Annotated in this window: 15 protein-coding genes; 12 read left to right on the plus strand and 3 right to left on the minus strand. The window is 66.5% G+C overall.

Annotated features, from left to right (window positions below; all coding sequences use genetic code 11):
- Positions 1–53: 53 nt before the first annotated feature.
- Positions 54–1763, minus strand: coding sequence for a glutamine--tRNA ligase/YqeY domain fusion protein (locus BGI01S_RS03460; protein WP_042322217.1), 1710 nt, complete (start codon positions 1761–1763; stop codon positions 54–56).
- A gap of 667 nt (positions 1764–2430) precedes the next feature.
- On the opposite strand from BGI01S_RS03460, the gene ggt reads away from it, so the two are divergent.
- A complete protein-coding gene (gene ggt / locus BGI01S_RS03465; protein WP_042322219.1) occupies positions 2431–4191 on the plus strand; it encodes a gamma-glutamyltransferase in 1761 nt (586 codons plus the stop codon).
- Between the two features lie 71 nt (positions 4192–4262).
- Positions 4263–4823 (plus strand): RBBP9/YdeN family alpha/beta hydrolase, encoded by a 561-nt coding sequence (locus tag BGI01S_RS03470; protein ID WP_042322221.1) that lies wholly within the window; start codon positions 4263–4265, stop codon positions 4821–4823.
- Between the two features lie 232 nt (positions 4824–5055).
- On the opposite strand, the gene BGI01S_RS03475 is transcribed toward BGI01S_RS03470, so the two are convergent.
- On the minus strand, positions 5056–6276 hold the full coding sequence (locus tag BGI01S_RS03475; protein ID WP_042322223.1) for a CaiB/BaiF CoA transferase family protein: 1221 nt from the start codon (positions 6274–6276) through the stop codon (positions 5056–5058).
- A 284-nt stretch (positions 6277–6560) separates the two neighbouring features.
- Here BGI01S_RS03475 and alaS point away from each other — a divergent pair, with 284 nt between their 5' ends.
- On the plus strand, positions 6561–9185 hold the full coding sequence (gene alaS, locus BGI01S_RS03480; protein WP_042322225.1) for an alanine--tRNA ligase: 2625 nt from the start codon (positions 6561–6563) through the stop codon (positions 9183–9185).
- A gap of 211 nt (positions 9186–9396) precedes the next feature.
- Here alaS and BGI01S_RS03485 read toward each other — a convergent pair whose 3' ends face one another.
- On the minus strand, positions 9397–10326 hold the full coding sequence (locus tag BGI01S_RS03485; protein ID WP_042322226.1) for a LysR family transcriptional regulator: 930 nt from the start codon (positions 10324–10326) through the stop codon (positions 9397–9399).
- Positions 10327–10470: 144 nt separating this feature from the next.
- Between BGI01S_RS03485 and BGI01S_RS03490 the strand changes: the two genes are divergently transcribed.
- From BGI01S_RS03490 to BGI01S_RS03530, 9 genes are all read left to right on the plus strand, one after another.
- A complete protein-coding gene (locus BGI01S_RS03490) occupies positions 10471–11958 on the plus strand; it encodes a YbfB/YjiJ family MFS transporter (protein ID WP_042322228.1) in 1488 nt (495 codons plus the stop codon).
- Between the two features lie 184 nt (positions 11959–12142).
- Positions 12143–13174, plus strand: a complete 1032-nt coding sequence (locus BGI01S_RS03495) for a threonine aldolase family protein (protein WP_042322230.1) — start codon at positions 12143–12145, stop codon at positions 13172–13174.
- A gap of 135 nt (positions 13175–13309) precedes the next feature.
- Entirely contained in the window at positions 13310–13840 is a 531-nt protein-coding gene (locus tag BGI01S_RS03500; protein WP_042322231.1) for an NUDIX domain-containing protein, read from the plus strand.
- Between the two features lie 267 nt (positions 13841–14107).
- Positions 14108–15283 carry an iron-containing alcohol dehydrogenase gene (locus BGI01S_RS03505; protein WP_042322234.1) on the plus strand — a complete coding sequence of 392 codons (1176 nt, stop codon included), beginning with the start codon at positions 14108–14110 and terminating at the stop codon, positions 15281–15283.
- Between the two features lie 57 nt (positions 15284–15340).
- A complete protein-coding gene (locus BGI01S_RS03510) occupies positions 15341–15799 on the plus strand; it encodes an acyl-CoA thioesterase (protein WP_042322237.1) in 459 nt (152 codons plus the stop codon).
- A 4-nt stretch (positions 15800–15803) separates the two neighbouring features.
- On the plus strand, positions 15804–16742 hold the full coding sequence (locus BGI01S_RS03515) for a branched-chain amino acid ABC transporter permease (protein ID WP_042322238.1): 939 nt from the start codon (positions 15804–15806) through the stop codon (positions 16740–16742).
- 136 nt (positions 16743–16878) lie between these two features.
- Positions 16879–18123, plus strand: a complete 1245-nt coding sequence (locus tag BGI01S_RS03520) for a branched-chain amino acid ABC transporter permease (protein ID WP_042322242.1) — start codon at positions 16879–16881, stop codon at positions 18121–18123.
- A gap of 64 nt (positions 18124–18187) precedes the next feature.
- Positions 18188–19024 carry an ABC transporter ATP-binding protein gene (locus BGI01S_RS03525; protein WP_042322626.1) on the plus strand — a complete coding sequence of 279 codons (837 nt, stop codon included), beginning with the start codon at positions 18188–18190 and terminating at the stop codon, positions 19022–19024.
- Entirely contained in the window at positions 19021–19734 is a 714-nt protein-coding gene (locus BGI01S_RS03530; RefSeq protein ID WP_042322245.1) for an ABC transporter ATP-binding protein, read from the plus strand. The genes BGI01S_RS03525 and BGI01S_RS03530 overlap by 4 nt, the downstream gene beginning before the upstream one ends.
- Positions 19735–19824 lie beyond the last annotated feature (90 nt).

The raw sequence follows: 19824 nt of genomic DNA on the forward strand, positions 1-19824 counted from the left end.
GGATGCACGCCGTCTTCAACTTCAGATGCGTGACGAACGGCAGCCGCTCCAGCTTACGCCGGCTTGCCCCAACTGTCGCGCAAGCTGACGATGCGGTTGAACACGGGCTTGCCCGGCTTCGAGTCGACGCGGTCGGCGACGAAGTAGCCGTGGCGCTCGAACTGATAGCGCTGCTCCGGCAACGCGTCGCGCGCGCCCGGTTCGAGGTACGCGTTGACCACGCGCTTCGAATCCGGATTCAGCGCTTCGAGGAAGTCGCGGCCGCCGGCGTCCGGTTGCGGTTCCTTGAACAGCCGGTCGTAGATACGCACTTCGGCGGGGCAGGCGGCCGCCGCGCTGACCCAGTGAATGTTGCCCTTGACCTTGTAGGTGTTCGCGCCTTCGGTGCCCGATTTGCTGTCCGGGAAGTAGTTGCAGTGGACCGCGACGACGTTGCCGTTTTCATCCTTGTCCGCGCCCGTGCATTCGATCACGTAGCCGTAACGCAAGCGCACCTTGTTGCCCGGGAACAGGCGGAAGTAGCCCTTCGGCGGCGCTTCGTTGTAGTCCTCGCGCTCGATCCACAGTTCGCGCGAAATCGGGAATTCGCGCACGCCCTGTTCCGGATGATGCGGGTGGACCGGCGCGCTGCATGGCTCGGTGACGCCTTCGGGGAAGTTGTCGATGATCAGCTTGACCGGGTCGAGCACGGCGACGGTGCGCGGCGCCTTCGCGTCGAGGTCGTCGCGCAGCGCGCCTTCGAACACGCTCATGTCGATCCACGAATCGACCTTCGTGACGCCGATGCGCTCGCAGAACAGCTGGATCGCTTCGGGCGTGAAGCCGCGGCGGCGGACGCCGACGATGGTGGGCAGGCGCGGGTCGTCCCAGCCGTCCACGTGGCCTTCGTTCACCAGTTGCAGCAGCTTGCGCTTGCTGGTGATCGCGTACGTCAGGTTCAGACGCGAGAACTCGATTTGTTGCGGCAGCGGGCGCGTGAAGATGCCGGCTTCGGCGAGCTCGTTCAGAATCCAGTCGTACAGCGGCCGGTGGTCTTCGAACTCCAGCGTGCACAGCGAATGCGTGATGTTTTCCAGCGCGTCCGAGATGCAGTGCGTGTAGTCGTACATCGGGTACACACACCACTTGTCGCCGGTACGGTAGTGATGCGCGAAGCGGATGCGGTAGATCACCGGGTCGCGCATGTTGAAGTTCGGCGACGACATGTCGATCTTCGCGCGCAGCACGTGCTCGCCTTCCTTGAACTCGCCCGCCTTCATGCGGCGGAACAGGTCGAGGTTTTCCTGCACCGAGCGCTCACGGAAGCGCGACGGCGTGCCGACTTCGGTGGCCGAGCCGCGGTTCGCGCGCATTTCCTCGGCCGACTGGCTGTCCACGTAAGCCTTGCCGCGCTCGATCAGCAGTTCGGCGAATTCGTACAGCTTGTCGTAGTAGTCGCTCGCGTAGTAGAGCTGTTCCTTGCCATCTTTTTCCCACTCGAAGCCGAGCCAGCGCACCGAGTCGATGATCGATTCGACGTATTCGACGCTTTCCTTTTCCGGATTGGTGTCGTCGAAACGCAGATGGCACACGCCGCCATAGCTGCGCGCGACGCCGAAGTTCAGGCAGATGCTCTTTGCGTGACCGATGTGCAGATAGCCGTTCGGCTCGGGCGGAAAGCGCGTTTCGACGCGCTGGCCCCACTTGCCGGTGCGGTTGTCGTCGTCGATGATGTTGCGGATGAAATTGGATGCCGCTGGCGCGTCGTTGCGTTCGGTATTCATGCGAGATGGTGAAAGTCTGTCGGGGGTGCGTGGATGCGCCCACTTATCCGACAATTCTACCTGACGACTCCGCCGCCGGCAGGCGAGTGCGGCTTGCAGCCAACGTTCCGGCGGTTTTGCGGCGGATTCGGGGGGCGTTGGCGCTGTAACAGGAGGTAAAACGTTTTGTTGACGCAGCCGGCGGCGACTTAGGATGCGAGCGGCGCGGGCCTGTTCTTTTACGTTACCGCAGGGAGCTTGTCGAGGTGGCAGGTGTCCATGGGGTGGAGAGGCCAGGTGTCGCTGCCTCGCCAGCTGGGCTCCGACGCAGCATGTTGTGCTCATGCAGCGTGCGTGCCGCGTTTGGGTGGCGCTCATGTCGCAGTCAAACGCCGGAGCTTTTTGGTTCAACCTCGGTCCGCGTTGGATCGCCCGCAGGCCGCACACGGCTTGCGTGAATACGTTGACGGCGCGCTCACGCGCATGGCGCCACACGAGGCTGGCTCTTGACACCTCGCCTGCCAGCCGTTCGATATTTTCCGGGGCCGTGCAGCCTGCGATTCGACGCGCAGCGCGTGCATCCGTCGCAGCCGTCCACCCAGGCCGCACCGCCCGCACCGTCCATCGCGCCTTGCACGAACGTCAACCGCTCGTGCACCATGGCGCCCTTAGTTGCCGGAGTTCTCGGATGTCTGTCCCGACGCACGGCGCGCTTCGCGCGCCTTTCGCTTCTCTTCGCCATTGTTCTCTTTATCGCTCGCGGCTCGTGATCGCTTCGGCGCTGGTCGCCACGTTCGCCGGCGGCGCGCTCGCGCCGACCTGCGTGCTGGCGAAAACGCCGCCGCCCAAGGCCGTGCTCGATGCGTCGGCGGTAGCCGTGCCGGATCGCTATAGCGCCGACGCCGCGCAGCAGATATTCGCCGCCGGCGGCAACGCGGTGGATGCCGCCGTGGCGATCGCCTTCACGCTGGCCGTGACCCGGCCGGATGCGGGGAACATCGGCGGGGGCGGGTTCATGACAGTGTTCATGGACGGCAAGCCGTACTTTCTCGACTACCGCGAGCGCGCGCCGCAACAGGCGACTCGCGGCATGTACGTCGACGACAAGGGCAACCTGGTGCCGGGCATGAGCGTTGTCGGGCATCGCGCGGTGGGCGTGCCGGGGACCGTCGACGGCATGTGGGAGGCGCAGCGGCGCTTCGGCAAGCTGAAGTGGAAGCAGGTGCTGGCGCCCGCGATCCGCTATGCGACCGATGGTTTCGCGGTCGACCCGTCGTTGCAGCAGCGCCGCGACGCGGCCGCAAAAAACTTCGCCGGCAAGACCAATTTCGACGCCTACTTCTCTGGCCTCAAGGCGGGTGCGACGTTCCGTCAGCCCGAACTCGCACAGACCTTGTCGCGGATCGCCGGCGACGGCGGCCGCGAGTTCTACGAAGGCCGCACCGCTGAGCTGATCGCCCAGCAGATGTACGGTCACGGCCTCGTCACGAAGCCGGACCTGATGCAATACAAGGCGGTGTGGCGCCAGCCGCTTTCCGCCGACTGGAACGGCTACCGCGTGATCACCGCGCCGCCGCCGAGTTCGGGCGGCATCGGGCTGATCCAGATGCTGAAGATGAGAGCCGCTTTGAAGCCGGCGTTCGATGGCGTCGAGCTGAACTCCGCGCCATACATTCACCTGATCGCGCAGATCGAGGACCGCGTGTTCGCCGACCGGCAGCAATACCTCGGCGATCCGGATTCGTACAAGGTGCCCGCCGACAAACTGATCGACGACGCCTACCTCGCGCAACGCGCTGACGAGGTCAAAGCCGACGAAGTGCCGGGTGCGGCGCCGGTGAAGCCGGGCCTCGGCGACGCGCAGCCGGAGAAGGCGCAAACCACGCACTTCTCGGTGGTCGACAAGTGGGGCAATGCGGTGTCGAACACCTACACGCTGAACGGCGATTTCGGCGCGGGCGTGGTGGTGGACGGCGGCGGCTTCCTGCTGAACGACGCGATGGACGACTTCGTCACGAAGCCGGGCGCCGAGGGCCTGAGTGGCGCCGATCTCAACACAGTGGCGCCGGGGCGCCGCCCGCTTTCGTCGATGACGCCGACCCTGCTGTTGAAGGACGACAAGGTGGCGCTCGTGATCGGCACACCGGGCGGGTCGCGCATTCTGACGTCGATTTTCCAGGTGATGACGAATCTGTACGACTTCAACATGACGCCGACGGATGCGCTGGCCGCGCCGCGGTTTCATCATCAGTTGCTGCCGCAGAAGACGATCTACTTCGAGCCGCATCATCCGATTGCCGGCGAGGTCGCCGAGCAGTTGAAGGCGTTGGGCTACACGCTGGAGGAGCAGTCGTTCAACGGCGATGTGCAGATGATCCGTATCGATGGCACGATGCCGGAGCCGGCGGCGGATCCGCGAGGTGTGGGAGTGGGGCGGGTGATGCGGTGAGGTCAGGTCTCGGGTTTGCGGGAGTGCGAAGCAAACGGCAAACAAAAAACCAACTGCGAACGGGGAACGCGATGAGCGAACAAAAACTGAACATGCTCGTGCTGCCGGGCTATCAGAATTCTGGCGCCGGCCACTGGCAAACCCGCTGGGAAGCACTCGATCCGGCGTTCACGCGCGTGCAGATGCCTGACTGGGATCATCCGGTGCGCGACACGTGGTGCCGCACGCTCGACGCTGCGGTAGCCGCTGCCGATGCGCCGATGGTGTTCGCCGCCCACAGCCTCGGCTGCCTGACGACTGCCTTCTGGGCGACGCACTATGCGAGCGCGGCGCAGCTTGCGAAGGTGGCGGGCGCGTTGCTGGTCGCGCTGCCCGATCCATCGGAGGCGCACTTTCCGCAGGACGCCAGCGGCTTCTCGCCGGTGCCGCTTACGCGTTTACCGTTCGCGAACATCGTCGTGGCAAGCAGCGACGATCCTTATGGCGGCGTGCCGTTCTCGCAGACTTGCGCGAACGCATGGGGCAGCCGCTGGATCGACATCGGTCCGCGCGGCCACATTAACGCGGATAGCGGTCTCGGCGATTGGGATGAAGGGCGGGGCTGGTTGGCTTCGTTCGGCGCGCGGGGTTGAGTGGGCGTGGGCGCAGGTGGTGTGCAGCGAGCGGCGGCTGACACGATCGCGCAATCGCCGCGTATTGCGTGAAGCGTTCGCCGGAGCGGCCCGCGTGCGGCATCGGCATGGTGGCGATCATCGCCACCACCACGACGCAATCACACACCACACCATCACAACATCACGACATCACCGCTCCGAACCGCTGCCGCCGCACCTCGTCTCCGCCACGCCGCTCAACTGAATCGCCTCAAATCACCGACTTCGCCCGCAGTTCCGCGACCCTCGCCTCGTCATAACCCAGCACGTCGCGCAAAATGCTCTCGGTGTGCTCGCCGAGCGTAGGCGGATGAGCCAGCGCTTCGGGCGGCGTGCCGGTCATGTTGATCGGATTGCGCACCAGCTTGACCGTGCCGCCCGACGGATGCGGCAGATCGACCTGCATCCCGCGCGCCACCACCTGCTCGTTCTCGAACACCTCGCCGAGATCGTTGATCGGGCCGCACGGCACACCGGCCGCTTCGAGCGCGGCGATCCATTGCTGCTTGCCCTGCAGTCGAACCATGTCCGCAAGGATCGGCACGAGGATGTCGCGATGGCGCACGCGCGCCGGGTTGGTCGCGAAACGTTCGTCCTCGGCAAGCTCGGGACGCCTGCCCACTTCGACGAACTTGCGGAACTGCCCGTCGTTGCCGACCGCGACGATGATCCAGCCGTCGCTCGTCTGGAAGGTCTGGTACGGCACGATGTTCGGATGCGCGTTGCCCCAGCGCACCGGCGGCTGGCCGCTCGCGAGATAGTTCGAATTCATGTTGGCGAGCATCGCCACCTGCACGTCGAGCAGCGCCATGTCGATGTATTGCCCCTCGCCTGTGCGGTCGCGGTGCGTGAGTGCGGTGAGCACGGCGATGGTCGAATACATTCCGGTCATCAGGTCGGCGATCGCGACGCCGGCCTTTTGCGGACCGCCGCCCGGCTGGCCGTCGCGCTCGCCGGTAATGCTCATGAAGCCGCCGATCCCTTGCACGATGAAGTCGTAGCCGGCGCGCTGCGCATACGGCCCAGTCTGCCCGAAGCCCGTCACCGAGCAGTAGATCAGATCCGGCTTCACTTCCTTGAGCGATGCGTAGTCGAGCCCGTACTTCTTCAACTGGCCGACCTTGTAGTTCTCCAGCACCACGTCGCTTTGCACGGCCAGTTCGCGGATGATCCGCTGGCCTTCGGGCGACGCGATGTCAACCGTGACCGAGCGCTTGTTGCGGTTCGCCGCGAGGTAGTACGCGGCCTCGCGCGTGTCCGTGCCTTCCGGTGTCTTCAGATACGGAGGGCCCCAGTGGCGGGTGTCGTCGCCGACTTCGGGGCGTTCGATCTTGATGACGTCGGCGCCGAAATCGGCAAGCGTCTGCGCGCACCAGGGGCCGGCGAGCACGCGAGTGAGGTCCAGCACGCGGATATGACTGAGAGCGCCCATCTTGTTGAATGTCTCCTATGTAGCCAAGCGGCGCGCAAGGCGTCGCGGATGGGGGCAATCTTAAGCGATTCCCGCATGCCAACGCAGTCAGCCTAACGTCATAGGACGAATCGCGTGCATCTCGATATTGCGCGCTACCCGGTGAATCCTGGCCAAACGGCTAACGATGCGGGGCGGCCCGTCGCGTACGGGCGCCGATCCCGTATAATCAGTCGTTTAAGAAACAAACAGTTGGCGCATCCCACGATGCCGCCGGTAACAGCCAGGACCGTCCCCCGCACGCTATGAAAGCCGCCGAAATCCGCGAGAAATTCCTCAAGTTCTTCGAATCGAAGGGCCATACGATCGTTCGCTCGTCGAGCCTTGTGCCCGGCAACGACCCGACATTGCTCTTCACCAATTCGGGAATGGTGCAGTTCAAAGATGTGTTCCTCGGCGCGGAGTCGCGTCCGTATTCGCGTGCCACTACCGCGCAGCGCAGCGTGCGCGCCGGCGGCAAGCACAACGATCTGGAAAACGTCGGCTACACCGCGCGTCACCACACGTTCTTCGAAATGCTGGGCAACTTCTCGTTCGGCGACTACTTCAAGCGCGACGCGATCCACTACGCGTGGGAGTTGCTCACGGGCGTGTACCAGTTGCCGAAAGACAAGCTCTGGGTCACCGTCTATCACGAAGACGACGAAGCGCACGACATCTGGGCGAAGGAAGTCGGCGTGCCGGTCGAGCGCATCATCCGCATCGGCGACAACAAGGGCGCGCGCTACGCGTCGGACAACTTCTGGCAGATGGCCGACGTCGGCCCGTGCGGCCCGTGCTCGGAAATCTTCTACGATCACGGCCCGGACGTGTGGGGTGGTCCTCCGGGGTCGCCTGAAGAAGACGGCGACCGTTACATCGAGATCTGGAATCTCGTGTTCATGCAGTTCAGCCGCGACGCCCAGGGCAACATGACGCCGCTGCCCAAGCAGTGCGTCGACACCGGCATGGGTCTCGAACGTATCGCCGCAGTGCTGCAGCACGTGCACAGCAACTACGAGATCGACCTGTTCCAGGCGCTCATCAAGGCCGCGGGCCGCGAAACCGGTGTGAGCGATCTGACCAACAACTCGCTGAAGGTGATCGCCGATCATATTCGCGCGTGCTCGTTCCTGATCGTCGACGGCGTGATCCCGGGCAATGAAGGCCGCGGCTACGTGCTGCGCCGGATCGTGCGCCGCGCGATCCGCCACGGCTACAAGCTGGGCAAGAAGGGCTCGTTCTTCCATCGCATGGTGGCCGACCTCGTCGCGCAGATGGGCGGCGCCTATCCGGAACTGAAGGATGCGGAACAACGCGTGACCGACGTGCTGCGTCAGGAAGAGGAGCGCTTCTTCGAGACCATCGAGCACGGCATGTCGATCCTCGAAAGCGCGCTGGCCGACCTCGAAGCGAAGGGCGGCAAGACGCTCGACGGCGAACTCGCGTTCAAGCTGCACGACACGTACGGTTTCCCGCTGGACCTGACCGCGGACGTGTGCCGCGAGCGCGAAGTGACGGTCGACGAAGCCGCGTTCGACGAAGCGATGGCGCGTCAGCGCGAACAGGCTCGCGCGGCGGGCAAGTTCAAGATGGCGCAGGGCCTCGAATACTCGGGCGCAAAGACTACGTTCCACGGCTACGAAGAAGTCGTGTTCGACGACGCGAAGGTGATCGCGTTGTACGTCGACGGCGCGTCGGTGCAGGAAGCGGTTCACGGCCAGCAGGCCGTCGTCGTGCTGGATCACACGCCGTTCTACGCGGAGTCGGGCGGCCAGGTCGGCGACCAGGGCGTGCTCGCGAATGCGAGCGTGCGTTTCGCGGTGACTGACACGCTCAAGGTGCAGGCCGACGTAGTCGGTCATCACGGCACGGTCGAGCAGGGCACGCTGAAGGTCGGCGACGTGGTCAAGGCGGAAATCGACGCGGTCCGCCGCGCTCGCACGCAACGCAACCACTCGGCCACCCACCTGATGCACAAGGCGCTGCGCGAAGTGCTCGGCACGCACGTGCAGCAGAAGGGTTCGCTCGTCGACGCGGACAAGACCCGCTTCGACTTCGCGCACAACGCGCCGATGACGGACGAGCAGATCCGCCGCGTCGAAGAAATCGTCAACGCCGAAGTGCTGGCGAACGCGCCGGGCGTCGTGCGTCTGATGCCGTTCGACGAAGCGGTGAAGGGCGGCGCGATGGCGCTGTTCGGCGAAAAGTACGGCGACGAAGTGCGCGTGCTCGACCTGGGTTTCTCGCGCGAGCTGTGCGGCGGCACGCACGTGCAGCGCACCGGCGACATCGGCCTTTTCAAGATCGTGATGGAAGGTGGCGTGGCGGCGGGCATTCGTCGCGTGGAAGCGATTACCGGCGACAACGCCGTGCGCTTCGTGCAGGATCTCGACGCGCGCATCAAAGCAGCGGCGGCGGTGTTGAAGGCGCAGCCGTCGGAACTGACACAGCGGATCAGCCAGGTGCAGGAGCAGGTGAAGTCGCTGGAGAAGGAACTGAGCGCGTTAAAGTCGAAGATGGCTTCGAGCCAGGGCGACGAACTGGCCGGCCAGGCAATCGAAGTGGGCGGCGTGCATGTGCTGGCGGCCACGCTGGAAGGCGCGGACGTCAAGACGCTGCGCGAGACGGTCGACAAGCTGAAGGACAAGCTCAAGAGCGCGGCGATCGTGCTGGCTGCGGTTGACGGCGGCAAGGTGAGCCTGATCGCCGGTGTGACGGCCGATGCAAGCAAGAAGGTCAAGGCGGGCGAGCTGGTCAACTTCGTTGCGCAGCAAGTCGGCGGCAAGGGCGGTGGCCGGCCTGACATGGCGCAGGCGGGCGGCACCGAGCCGGCGAATCTGCCGGCTGCGCTGGCTGGCGTGAAGGCCTGGGTCGAAGGTCAGCTCTGATTCGAGTCTGATTGCAGCATGCGGGCCACGCGGGACGTCGGAAGTATCGGCGTCCCGCGTGGCCCGCAGTTTTTTATGCCGCCCGCCGGCTCTACCTGGCGGGCATCGACGCGGCGCGATTCAGCTGTTCGTTGGCGGTTCGCCCGTGGCCGGTCCGCGATGTCCATGCGGTTTGTCTGCTCGCGGCTTTCGGCCGCACCGACAACAACGGTCAGGCAACGTCCGTCGCCGTAGGCGCATCCTCGACGCCCTTGGCGGGCGAATCCCCCACCTCGTTCGGCGCCACCAGCGTGCGCCGCAGCGCATTGAGCGCGGACGAAAAATGCCCGCGTCGCCAGACGAGCAGCGTCTCGATCGTCCCGATATCGGGCAGCTCATGCACCGCGATATTGCTCGCGTCGGCTTGCAGTTCCAGCACCGAACGCGGCGCCACCGCCACGCCCGCACCGGCTGCCACGCATGCGACGATCGCGTGATAAGAGCCGAGTTCCAGCACGCGCGCGGGCCGCACGCCGTGTTCCAGATACCACTTCTCGATATAAGACCGGTAAGCGCAGCCGCGCTCGAACGCGATCAGCGTCGATAGCGCGACGTCGCGCACCTCGTAAATCGGCCGATGCCCGCGCGGCGTCAGCATGACCAGCTCTTCCGTGAACACCGGCACCGTCTCGAACAGATCGCCGAGCGTCGCCGGGTCCAGCGGCGTCGCCACGAGAGCGGCATCCACTTCGAACTCGCGCACCCGCTCGATCAGCTTGCCGGTCGTGCCGGTCTCCAGCTCCAGCGCGACGGCGGGCCACTGCTGGTGATATTGCGCGAGCAATCCGGGCAGGCGCGTCGCGGCGACGCTTTCCATCGTGCCGAGCCGCAGGCGTCCGCTCGGACGATCTTCGCGCACCGCGTGACGCGCCTCGTCGGCGAGAGCGAGCAGGCGCTCCGCGTAGGGCAGCAGCGTCTCGCCGGCCGGCGTCAATACGAGCCGGCGGCCGTCGCGGATGAACAGATCGGTGCCGAGCTGCTCCTCCAGCTGCTTGATGCGCGTGGTCACGTTCGATTGCACGCGATTGAGCTTGGCAGCGGCGCGCGTCACGCCGTTTTCCCGCACGACCGCGCGAAAAATGGTCAAGGCGGCCAGATCCATGATTCTCTCCCGGCGATGGTTGATATCCGAATTATTCATTTTTCGTGATTCAAAGGTCAAGCTAATATGCATTGAACGATCCCCATCCGGCCGCCGCCATGTCGGCCTGCCGGGCCGCCGCCTCGCCGTCATTTCCTGCCGATCATGAACGACCTCGCCACCCATCCGTACGACAGCTTTTCCAAACCCCACGCCGCCCGTCGCGCGGCGCTGGCCTGCATGGTGGCGCTGGCCGTCACCCTCGGTATCGGACGTTTCGCGTTCACGCCGCTGCTGCCGCTGATGCTGCACGCCGGCGGGGCGCTCGGTCAGCCGCAACTCGACATCCGGCAGGGCGGCTGGCTGGCATCGTTCAATTACGCGGGATATTTCATCGGCGCGGTCACTTGTGCGGCGTTGCGGGTCGAGCCGTCGCGCATGGTGCGCGGCGGGCTCCTCGTGACGGTGCTGCTGACGCTCGCGATGGGCGTAACGAGCCAGTTCTGGGTCTGGGCGGTGGTGCGCTTTGTCGCCGGCGCGGTCAGCGCGTGGACTTTCGTGTTCGCGTCGCAGTGGGGCTTGCGGCGGCTTGCGGAGCTCGGCGCGCATGGCTGGAGCGGTGTGATCTATACCGGCCCGGGCGTGGGAATTGTCGGGACCGGCTTGCTGGTGAGCGCCGCGGGCGGCTACGGCGCGACCATGGGGTGGATCGGTTTCGGGCTGATCGGCGCGATTCTGTCGGTCGCGGTGTGGCCGGTGTTTGGCGCAGTCTCGGGCGTGAAAGCGCGAACGGTCACGGCCCGCGCGGGCGGTACGGCGGCCCGTGGGGAAGCGGAGCAAGGTGTTGCCGGTGATCCGGTGATAAGGGGGCAGACTCAAGATCGCATCGCTGCCAGCCCCGTTTCCGGCGAGCGCGCCGTGCGCCGACCCGCTATGGACGAAGCGGCCATCGGACCGTCCAGCGCGAGTGAGCCGGCCGCTGCCCGTCAGGCCGCCGGCGAGCCGGTCGCTCGCGAAAGTGCGGCGAGCCCGGGCGTCGGCCGCTTCCGGCCCGCATCCGCCGCGCAGCGCGCCGACGCCCTTTGGCTGGTCTTGCTCTACGGCGTGCCCGGCTTCGGCTACATCATCACCGCGACCTTTCTGCCCGTGATCGCGCGCCATGCGCTGCCGGGATCGTCGTGGCCGGACCTGTTCTGGCCGATGTTCGGCGCGGCGTTGATCGTCGGCGCGTTGCTGGCGGCGCGTCTGCCGACGCATTGGGATAACCGCACGCTGCTCGCCGGATGCTATGTGCTGCAAGCCGCCGGCATCGCGCTCGGCATCGTCTGGCCGACGGCGGGCGGCTTCTCGTTGGGCAGCATGCTGATAGGCCTGCCATTCACCGCGATCACGCTGTTCGCGATGCGCGAGGCGCGTCGGCTGCGCGGCGACGACGCAGCCGGCCTGATGGGTTATGCGACCGCGGCCTACGGTATCGGTCAGATCGTCGGCCCGCTGGTTGCCGCGCCGATCGCCGAACACACCGGATCGTTCTCGCCGGCACTCTGGCTGGCGGCGGGTGCGCTGCTGCTCGGCGCGGCGGGACTAATTGCGGTGGCGCGGCTGCCGCGTGACCGCAGCGGTGGACGGATGCCGGAGTGCGGGTGCAGCTAGCCGTCTTCAGGGCGGCGGCGTTGGCCGGCGGGAGATCACTCGACACCGCACACCCGACGCCACCCGCACCCCATCGAACCCACCCTTCCGACCAAACCCCACAAACGAAAACAAATCCCGCGCCGCCGCACTAAAATGACCGCTTTCCGTCATTACCGCGCCTGTCGCCGGGCGCGCCGCCCTCATGCAACATTTCGCGTCCGATAACTACGCCGGCATCTGTCCCGAAGCGCTCGACGCGCTGATCGCCGCCAACAACAGCGGCCACGAACCGGCCTACGGCGACGACTCCTGGACCAACCAGGTTTGCGATCGTCTGCGCGAGCTGTTCCAGACCGATTGTGAAGTTTTCTTCGTATTCAACGGCACCGCGGCTAATTCGCTCGCGCTTGCGTCGCTGTGCCAGTCGTATCACTCGGTGATCTGCCACGAACTCGCGCACATTGAAACCGACGAATGCGGCGGCCCCGAGTTTTTCTCGGGCGGCTCGAAGCTGCTGACCGCGCCGGGCATCGGCGGCAAGCTCACGCCGGATGCGATCGAAGCGGTCGTCACGCGCCGCGCCGATATCCACTATCCGAAGCCGAAGGTCGTCACGCTGACGCAATCGACGGAACTGGGCACCGTCTATAGCGTCGAGGAAGTGCGGGCGATCGCGGCGATCGCCAAACGCCGTCATCTGAAGGTGCATATGGACGGCGCGCGTTTCGCGAACGCGGTCGCGGCCCTCGACGTGCATCCGTCGGAGATTACGTGGCGCGCGGGCGTCGATGTGCTGTGCTTCGGCGGCACCAAGAACGGTCTGCCGGTCGGCGAGGCGGTGGTGTTTTTCGACCGCGCGCTTGCCGACGACTTCGCCTACCGTCTGAAGCAGGCGGGCCAACTAGCGTCGAAGATGCGCTTCATCTCCGCGCCGTGGCTCGGCCTGCTCGACAACGACGTCTGGCTGCGCAACGCGCGGCATGCGAATGCAATGGCGCAATTGCTGCAAACGCGGTTGCGGGAAATTCCCGGCGTGAGCATCATGTTCGAGCGCGAATCGAACGCGGTGTTCGCGCAACTGCCTGCGCAGGCCGCGAAAGCGATGCGCGCACGCGGCTGGAAGTTCTACGAGTTCATCGGCGCGGGCGGTTGCCGCTTGATGTGCGCGTGGGACACGCAGCCGGAAACGGTCGAGCGTTTCGCCGCTGAAGTGCGGGAGTTGTGCGCGGCGTGAGCGGAGGGTGTCGCGGCTTCATGGCCGGCTTCTGGGCAATGCCTAAAGTAGCCCAAAGCAGCGCACAAAACACCACCCAGAACAGCGCGCAAAACACCAGACACGAGACTAGACAGAAGAGACACCCCTCACGCCATGACCGAATACCGATTTTGTCCGCGCTGCGCCACCCCGTTGACCGAGCGCGCCGATCCCGAGCATGAAGGCGGACGCATCCGCCAGAGCTGTCCCGATACCGGGTGCGGCTATGTCCATTGGAACAATCCGCTGCCGGTGGTGGCGGCGATCGTCGAGTACGAGGGCAAGATTCTGCTTGCGCGCAATGCCGCGTGGGCCGAGGGCATGTTCGCGCTGATCACCGGCTTCCTCGAAAACGGCGAGACGCCGGAAGAGGGCATCGCTCGCGAGGTGTTTGAAGAGACTTCGTTGCGCGCGGAGACGGTCGAGTTGATCGGCGTGTATGAGTTCATCCGCAAGAACGAACTGATCATCGCGTATCACGTGAAGGCGTATGGGACTATCGCGCTGTCGCCCGAACTGTTGGAGTACCGGCTCGTCGAGCCGGCGCACTTGCGGCCGTGGCGCGCGGGTACCGGTCAGGCGCTCGGCGAATGGATGCGGCGGCGCGGTTTGCCGTTCGAGTTCGTCGAACGACCGGGGCAATAAGCGCCGCGATCGATCACGCGGCGAAGCGTGCGATGAACCGTGCGCTGGACCGGATACCGAACCACGCAACCAACCTCGTAAGCAACCAGGCAACCAAGGGAACCAGGCAACCAAGGCAACCAAGGCAACCAGGCAACCAGGCAACCAGGCAACCAGGCAACCAGGCAACCAGGGCAACCACGTAACCCGCACAGCAGACCGCGAGCAACAACCGCCCCGCTGCTCGCTACACCCTTCAATGAGTTCACGTTCGGAGAGAAGCAACGCATGGCTTACATCTACTACCTGACTCACATCCATCTGGGCTACGACGCGCTGGCACAACTGCCGTCCGAATGCGCGCGCATCGGCATCAAGCGGCCGTTGATCATCAGCGACAAGGGCGTGGTGGCGGCAGGCATCGTCCAGCGCACGCTCGACGCGTTGCAGCTCGGCGACGTGCCGCTCTTCGACGACACCCCGTCGAACCCGACCGAAGCGATGGTGCTGGCCGCCGCGCAGCGTTATCGGGAGGAAGCCTGCGACGGTCTGATCGCGGTGGGCGGCGGTTCGTCGATCGATCTGGCGAAGGGCGTCGCCATCATGGCCACCCATACGCCGGAAGGCGTGCCCTTCGGCACGCTCGGCGCGCTGACCCAGTACGCGACCATCGAAGGCGGCAGCGCCAGGATCACCGACGCGGTCGCGCCGCTGATCGCGGTGCCTACCACCGCCGGTACGGGCAGCGAAGTCGCGCGCGGCGCAATCGTGATCCTGGACGATGGCCGCAAGCTGGGCTTTCACTCGTGGCATCTGTTGCCGAAGTCGGCGATCTGCGACCCCGGTCTCACGCTCGGTCTGCCGCCGGGCCTGACCGCGGCGACCGGCATGGACGCGATCGCGCACTGCATCGAAACCTTTCTCGCGCCGGCCTTCAATCCGCCCGCCGACGGCATCGCGCTCGACGGACTGGAGCGCGCGTGGGCCAGCATCGAGCGCGCGACCGCCGACGGCAGCGATCGCGACGCGCGCCTGAACATGATGAGCGCGTCGATGCAAGGCGCGATGGCGTTCCAGAAAGGACTCGGCTGCGTGCACTCCCTGTCGCATCCGCTGGGCGGCCTGAAGGTGAATGGCCGCACGTCGCTGCATCACGGCACGCTGAACGCGGTGGTGCTGCCCGCGGTGCTGCGTTTCAACGAGAGCGCGGCCAGTGTGATCGCCGAGCGCCGCTATGCACGCATGCGCCGCGCGATGAACCTGCCGGAGCATGCGGATCTCGCGCAGGCGCTGTTCGATATGACGGCGCGGCTCGGTCTGCCGACGGGTCTGAAGCAGATGGGCGTGGACACCGGCATGTTCGACAAGGTGGTGCAGGGCGCGCTCGCGGATCACTGCCATCGCACGAACCCGCGCGAAGCCAGCGCCGACGACTACTATCGCATGCTGACCGAGTCGCTCTGACGCGAGTCACGCAAGCGCGCAACCGCCCAATCGTCCAACGGCCACTCCCCACGTCCCATGAAGAAACCCGTACCCGCCGCTCGCGCGGCCTACTCGCACTTCCTGCCGATCACCACCCGCTGGATGGACAACGACGTCTACGGTCACGTGAACAACGTCGTCTACTACAGCTACTTCGACACCGTGGTGAACGAGTATCTGATTCGTGCGGGCGTGCTCGGTATCGAGCATGGCGCGACGATCGGGCTGGTGGTCGAAACGTATTGCAGCTACTTCGCGCCGCTGGTGTTTCCCGAGCGCATCGAGGCGGGCTTGCGGGTGACGCGCATGGGCACGTCGAGCGTGCGCTACGAAGTGGGGCTCTTCAAGGAGGGTGACGATCAGCCCGCCGCGCAGGGACATTTCGTGCACGTGTACGTGGATCGCGTCACGCGCCGTCCAGTGAGTCTGCCCGCCGCTCTGCGCACGGCGCTCGAACCGCTTCTCGTCGCCGCGCACGCCGATCAGTTGGAATAGGCGCGTGCAGTCGTTCGTCATCAACCTGCTCAACGGCGTCAGTTACGGCCTGCTGCTGTTCATGCTGTCGGCCGGGCTGACGCTGATCTTCAGCATGCTCGGCGTGCTGAACTTCGCGCATGCGAGTTTCTACATGCTCGGCGCGTACGTCGGTTTCTCGGTGGCGGCGCGCGGCGGATTCTGGAGCGCGCTGGTGATCGCGCCGCTCGTGGTCGGTCTGATCGGCGCGGCGCTGGAGCGCTGGCTATTGCGACGCGTGCGCGTGCACGGCCACCTGCCGGAGTTGCTGCTGACGTTCGGCGCTGCGTATCTGCTCGGCGAACTGGTCAAGCTCGGCTGGGGTTTGAACCCGCTTGCCGCGACGGTGCCGCCGCTGCTCGACGGACCGCTTTTCACCGTCTACGGCGCCGCGTTCGCGCGCTACCGGGCGTTCATGATGGCGGTGTCGCTGGCGATGCTCGCGGCGTTGTACGCGGTGTTGCGCGTGTCGAAGGCGGGGTTGATCGTGCGCGCCGCGCTCACGCACGCGAGCGCCGTCGAGGCGCTCGGCCACAACGTGCCGCGCGTGTTCACCGGCGTGTTCGCCGCCGGCACCGCGCTTGCCGCGCTGGCCGGCGTGATCGGCGCGCCGCTCTTCGTGATCGAACCGGCGATGGCGGAGTCGCTCGGCTCGATCGTGTTCGTGGTGGTCGTGATCGGCGGGCTCGGCTCGCTGAGCGGGGCGCTGGCGGCGTCGCTGCTGGTCGGCTGCGTGCAGACGCTGGCGGTGGCGAGCAACGTGTCGCTCGGCGATGCGCTGTCGATCATCGGCGCGGCGGCGCCGGTCGAGTGGGACGCGCTGACGCTCGCGCAAGTCGCGCCGCTGATTCCTTATCTGCTGCTCGTCGCGATGCTGGCGCTGCGTCCGCGCGGGCTGTTCGGACGGCATGACGATCATGCGTAAGCGCGAGCGGGGATCTGGATCGTCCGCGGCGCCTGGGTCGTCGGCAGGGTCCGAGAGCGGTGCAACTGATGCCGCGAGTGCGATCAGCGCGACCACTGCAACCAACGCAACCAACGCAACGCGCTCCCGCTCGCTCTTGCGCACCTGCGCGCCCTGGCTCGCGCTCGTCGCGTTCCTCGCGCTGCCGCCGTTCGTGTGGCCGCAAAGCTGGCTGCTCGCCTATCTCGCGCAGAGCGCGACGATGATCGTGTTCGCGCTCTCGTACAACCTGCTGCTCGGCGAAACCGGGCTGTTGTCGTTCGGGCATGCCGCGTATGCGGGGCTCGGCGCGCTGGCCGCCGCCCAGGTGTTCAACCGGATCGGCGTGCCGCTCGCGCTGCTGCCGTTGATCGGCGGGCTCGGCGGCGCGCTGTGCGGTGTGCTGTTCGGTTTCGTCGCGACGCGGCGCGCCGGCACCGCGTTCGCGATGATCACGCTCGGCCTGGGCGAACTCGTGGTGGCGGCCGCGTGGGCGCTGCCCGACTGGTTCGGCGGCGAGGCGGGCGTGGCGATCGATCGCACGAACGGCGCATCGCCCGGCAGCGCCGGGGGCTGGACCTTCGGCCCCGCGCGCGAGGCCTACGCGTTGATCGCGCTGTGGTGTCTGCTGGCGAGCGCGGCGATGTTCGCGTTGTCGCGCACGCCGTTCATGCGGCTCGCGAACGCGGTGCGCGACAACCCGGCGCGGGCCGCCGCGATCGGCTGCTACCCGCGCCGCATCCGCTATGGCGTGGTGGTGCTGTCGGCGTTTTTCGCGGGCATCGCGGGGACCTTGGGACTGATCAATATCGAACTGGTGTCGACGGAAAGCGTCGGCATGATGCGCTCGGGCGCGGTGCTGATCGCCACGGTGATCGGCGGGACGGCGGCGTTTTTCGGGCCGGTCGCGGGGGCGCTGGTGCTGACGTTTTTCAGCGTGGCCGTGGCGAGCGTCACGCGGGCTTGGCTGTTCTATCTGGGGCTGTTCTTCATCGTCGTGGTGGTGACGTCGCCGGATGGACTCGCGGGCTTTGTCGAGCGGCATGCATCGCGTCTCGCGGCGCAGGGCTGGCGCCGATGCCGCGCGGCGTATCTGTGGAGCGCGGCCGCGACGCTGCTAGGGAGCGCGGCGGTGGTGCTCGCGGTGCAGTGGGCCTATGCCGCGCAATTCGGCGCGGACGACGGCGCGGCTTTCGACGTCAACGGCACACCGTGGCCGCTGGCGCTTTCACCGCTCAGGCTCGGCGTCGCGATCATCACGCTGGCCGCGCTCGGCGCGCTCGCGATGCACTATGCGAAGCGCGCGCGAACGCGGCTCGCGCTTCGCGTGGGCGCGACGCCCACGGCAGGAGGCCAGCGATGATCCCATCTCCCGCGCAGGCAATAGCCGTTCGCGCAATCTCGCGGCAACGGCCCGGAGCATCGTCATGATCCCCGCACTGGCGCTCTACGGCATCCAGAAACGTTTCGGAACCACGCAGATTCTGCGCGGCGTCGATCTCGCGATCGAGCCCGGCGAACGTCATGCGCTGATCGGCCCGAACGGCGCAGGCAAGTCGACGCTCTTCAATCTGATCGCGGGCGGCGCGCGGCCGAACGTCGGGCGCATCGACCTGTATGGCGCGGAGATCACGCGTCTCGCGCCGGCGGCGATCGCGCGTCGCGGGCTCGCGCGCAGCTTCCAGAGCACGAGCGTGTTCGCGCGCCTGACCGTGTTCGACAACTTGCGCTGCGCGGCGCTGCTGGCCGAGCGCGGCCGCCTGCGCTGGTGGCAGCGCTTCAGCGGCTCGCGCACGGTCGACGCGCACGCCGCCCGGGTGCTCGACGCGGTCGGCCTGAACGCGCGCCGCGATGTGCCGGCCGGCACGCTCAGCTATGCCGAGCAGCGCGCGCTCGACCTCGGCATCGCGCTCGCGGGCGGAGCGCATACATTGCTGCTCGACGAGCCGACCGCCGGCATGAACCGAGCGGAAGCGGCGCGCGCGATCGAACTGATTCGCGAGTCCACCGCCGGTCGCACACTGCTGATGGTCGAGCACGACATGGACGCGGTCTTCGCGCTGGCCGATCGCATTTCGGTGCTGGTGCAAGGGCGCGTCATCGCGAGCGGCACGCCGGCGGCGATTCGCGCGGATGCGGCGGTGCGCGCCGCGTATCTTGGCGAAGGATTCGGCGAGAACGCGGCCGAACGGAGCGGCGGAGGGTCGGGCAAAACGAGCGGCGAAAGACCCATTGACCGGCGCGGCACACGGGGCGGCGCATGAACGCGTTGCTGGAGATTCGCGCCCTGAACGCGTGGTATGGCGCGAGCCAGGCCTTGCATGGCGTCACGCTGCGCATCGAGCCGGGCGAAGTGCTGGCGCTGGTCGGACGCAACGGCTCCGGCCGCTCGACGCTCGCGCGCGCCCTCATGGGCCTCGTGCAGAGCGAAGGCGAACTGCGTTTCGCGGGCCGCTCGCTCGACGGTCTGCACACGTTCGAACGGGCGCGTCTCGGACTCGGTTATGTGCCCGAGCATCGCGACGTGTTTCCAACGCTGAGCGTTCACGAGAATCTGCAACTCGGCATCGCGCCGCATGCTCGCGGCCGCACGCCGCGCTTTACCTTCGACGACGCGTACGCGCTGTTTCCCGTGCTGGCCGAACGCAAGCGCACGCGCGCGGGCGCGTTGTCGGGCGGCGAGCAGCAGATGCTGACCCTCGCGCGCGCTTTGCTCGGCGATCCCGATCTGCTGGTGATCGACGAACCGGGCGAGGGCCTCGCGAGTCTCGTGATGGAGCAGGTCGCCGGCTGTCTGCGGATGTTGCGCGAGCGTGGCGTCGCGATGCTGCTGATCGAGCAGCGGCTGGTGATCGCGCGGGAGATTGCCGGTCGCGTTGCCGTGATGGGACATGGCGAGATCGTGTTCGACGGCGAACTGACGTCGTTTCTGAAGCGCACCGACGTGATGCAGGAGTGGCTTGGCATCGGTTGAGCGGGCGGCTTTCGCGGGGCGGCTTATTGCGTCGCCACGGGCCGGTTCGGGCCTGCTTCCTTTGGCGTTCGAATGACGTTCAAGCCGCTG

This window comes from Paraburkholderia ginsengisoli NBRC 100965 (genome assembly GCF_000739735.1).
GTDB lineage: Bacteria > Pseudomonadota > Gammaproteobacteria > Burkholderiales > Burkholderiaceae > Paraburkholderia > Paraburkholderia ginsengisoli.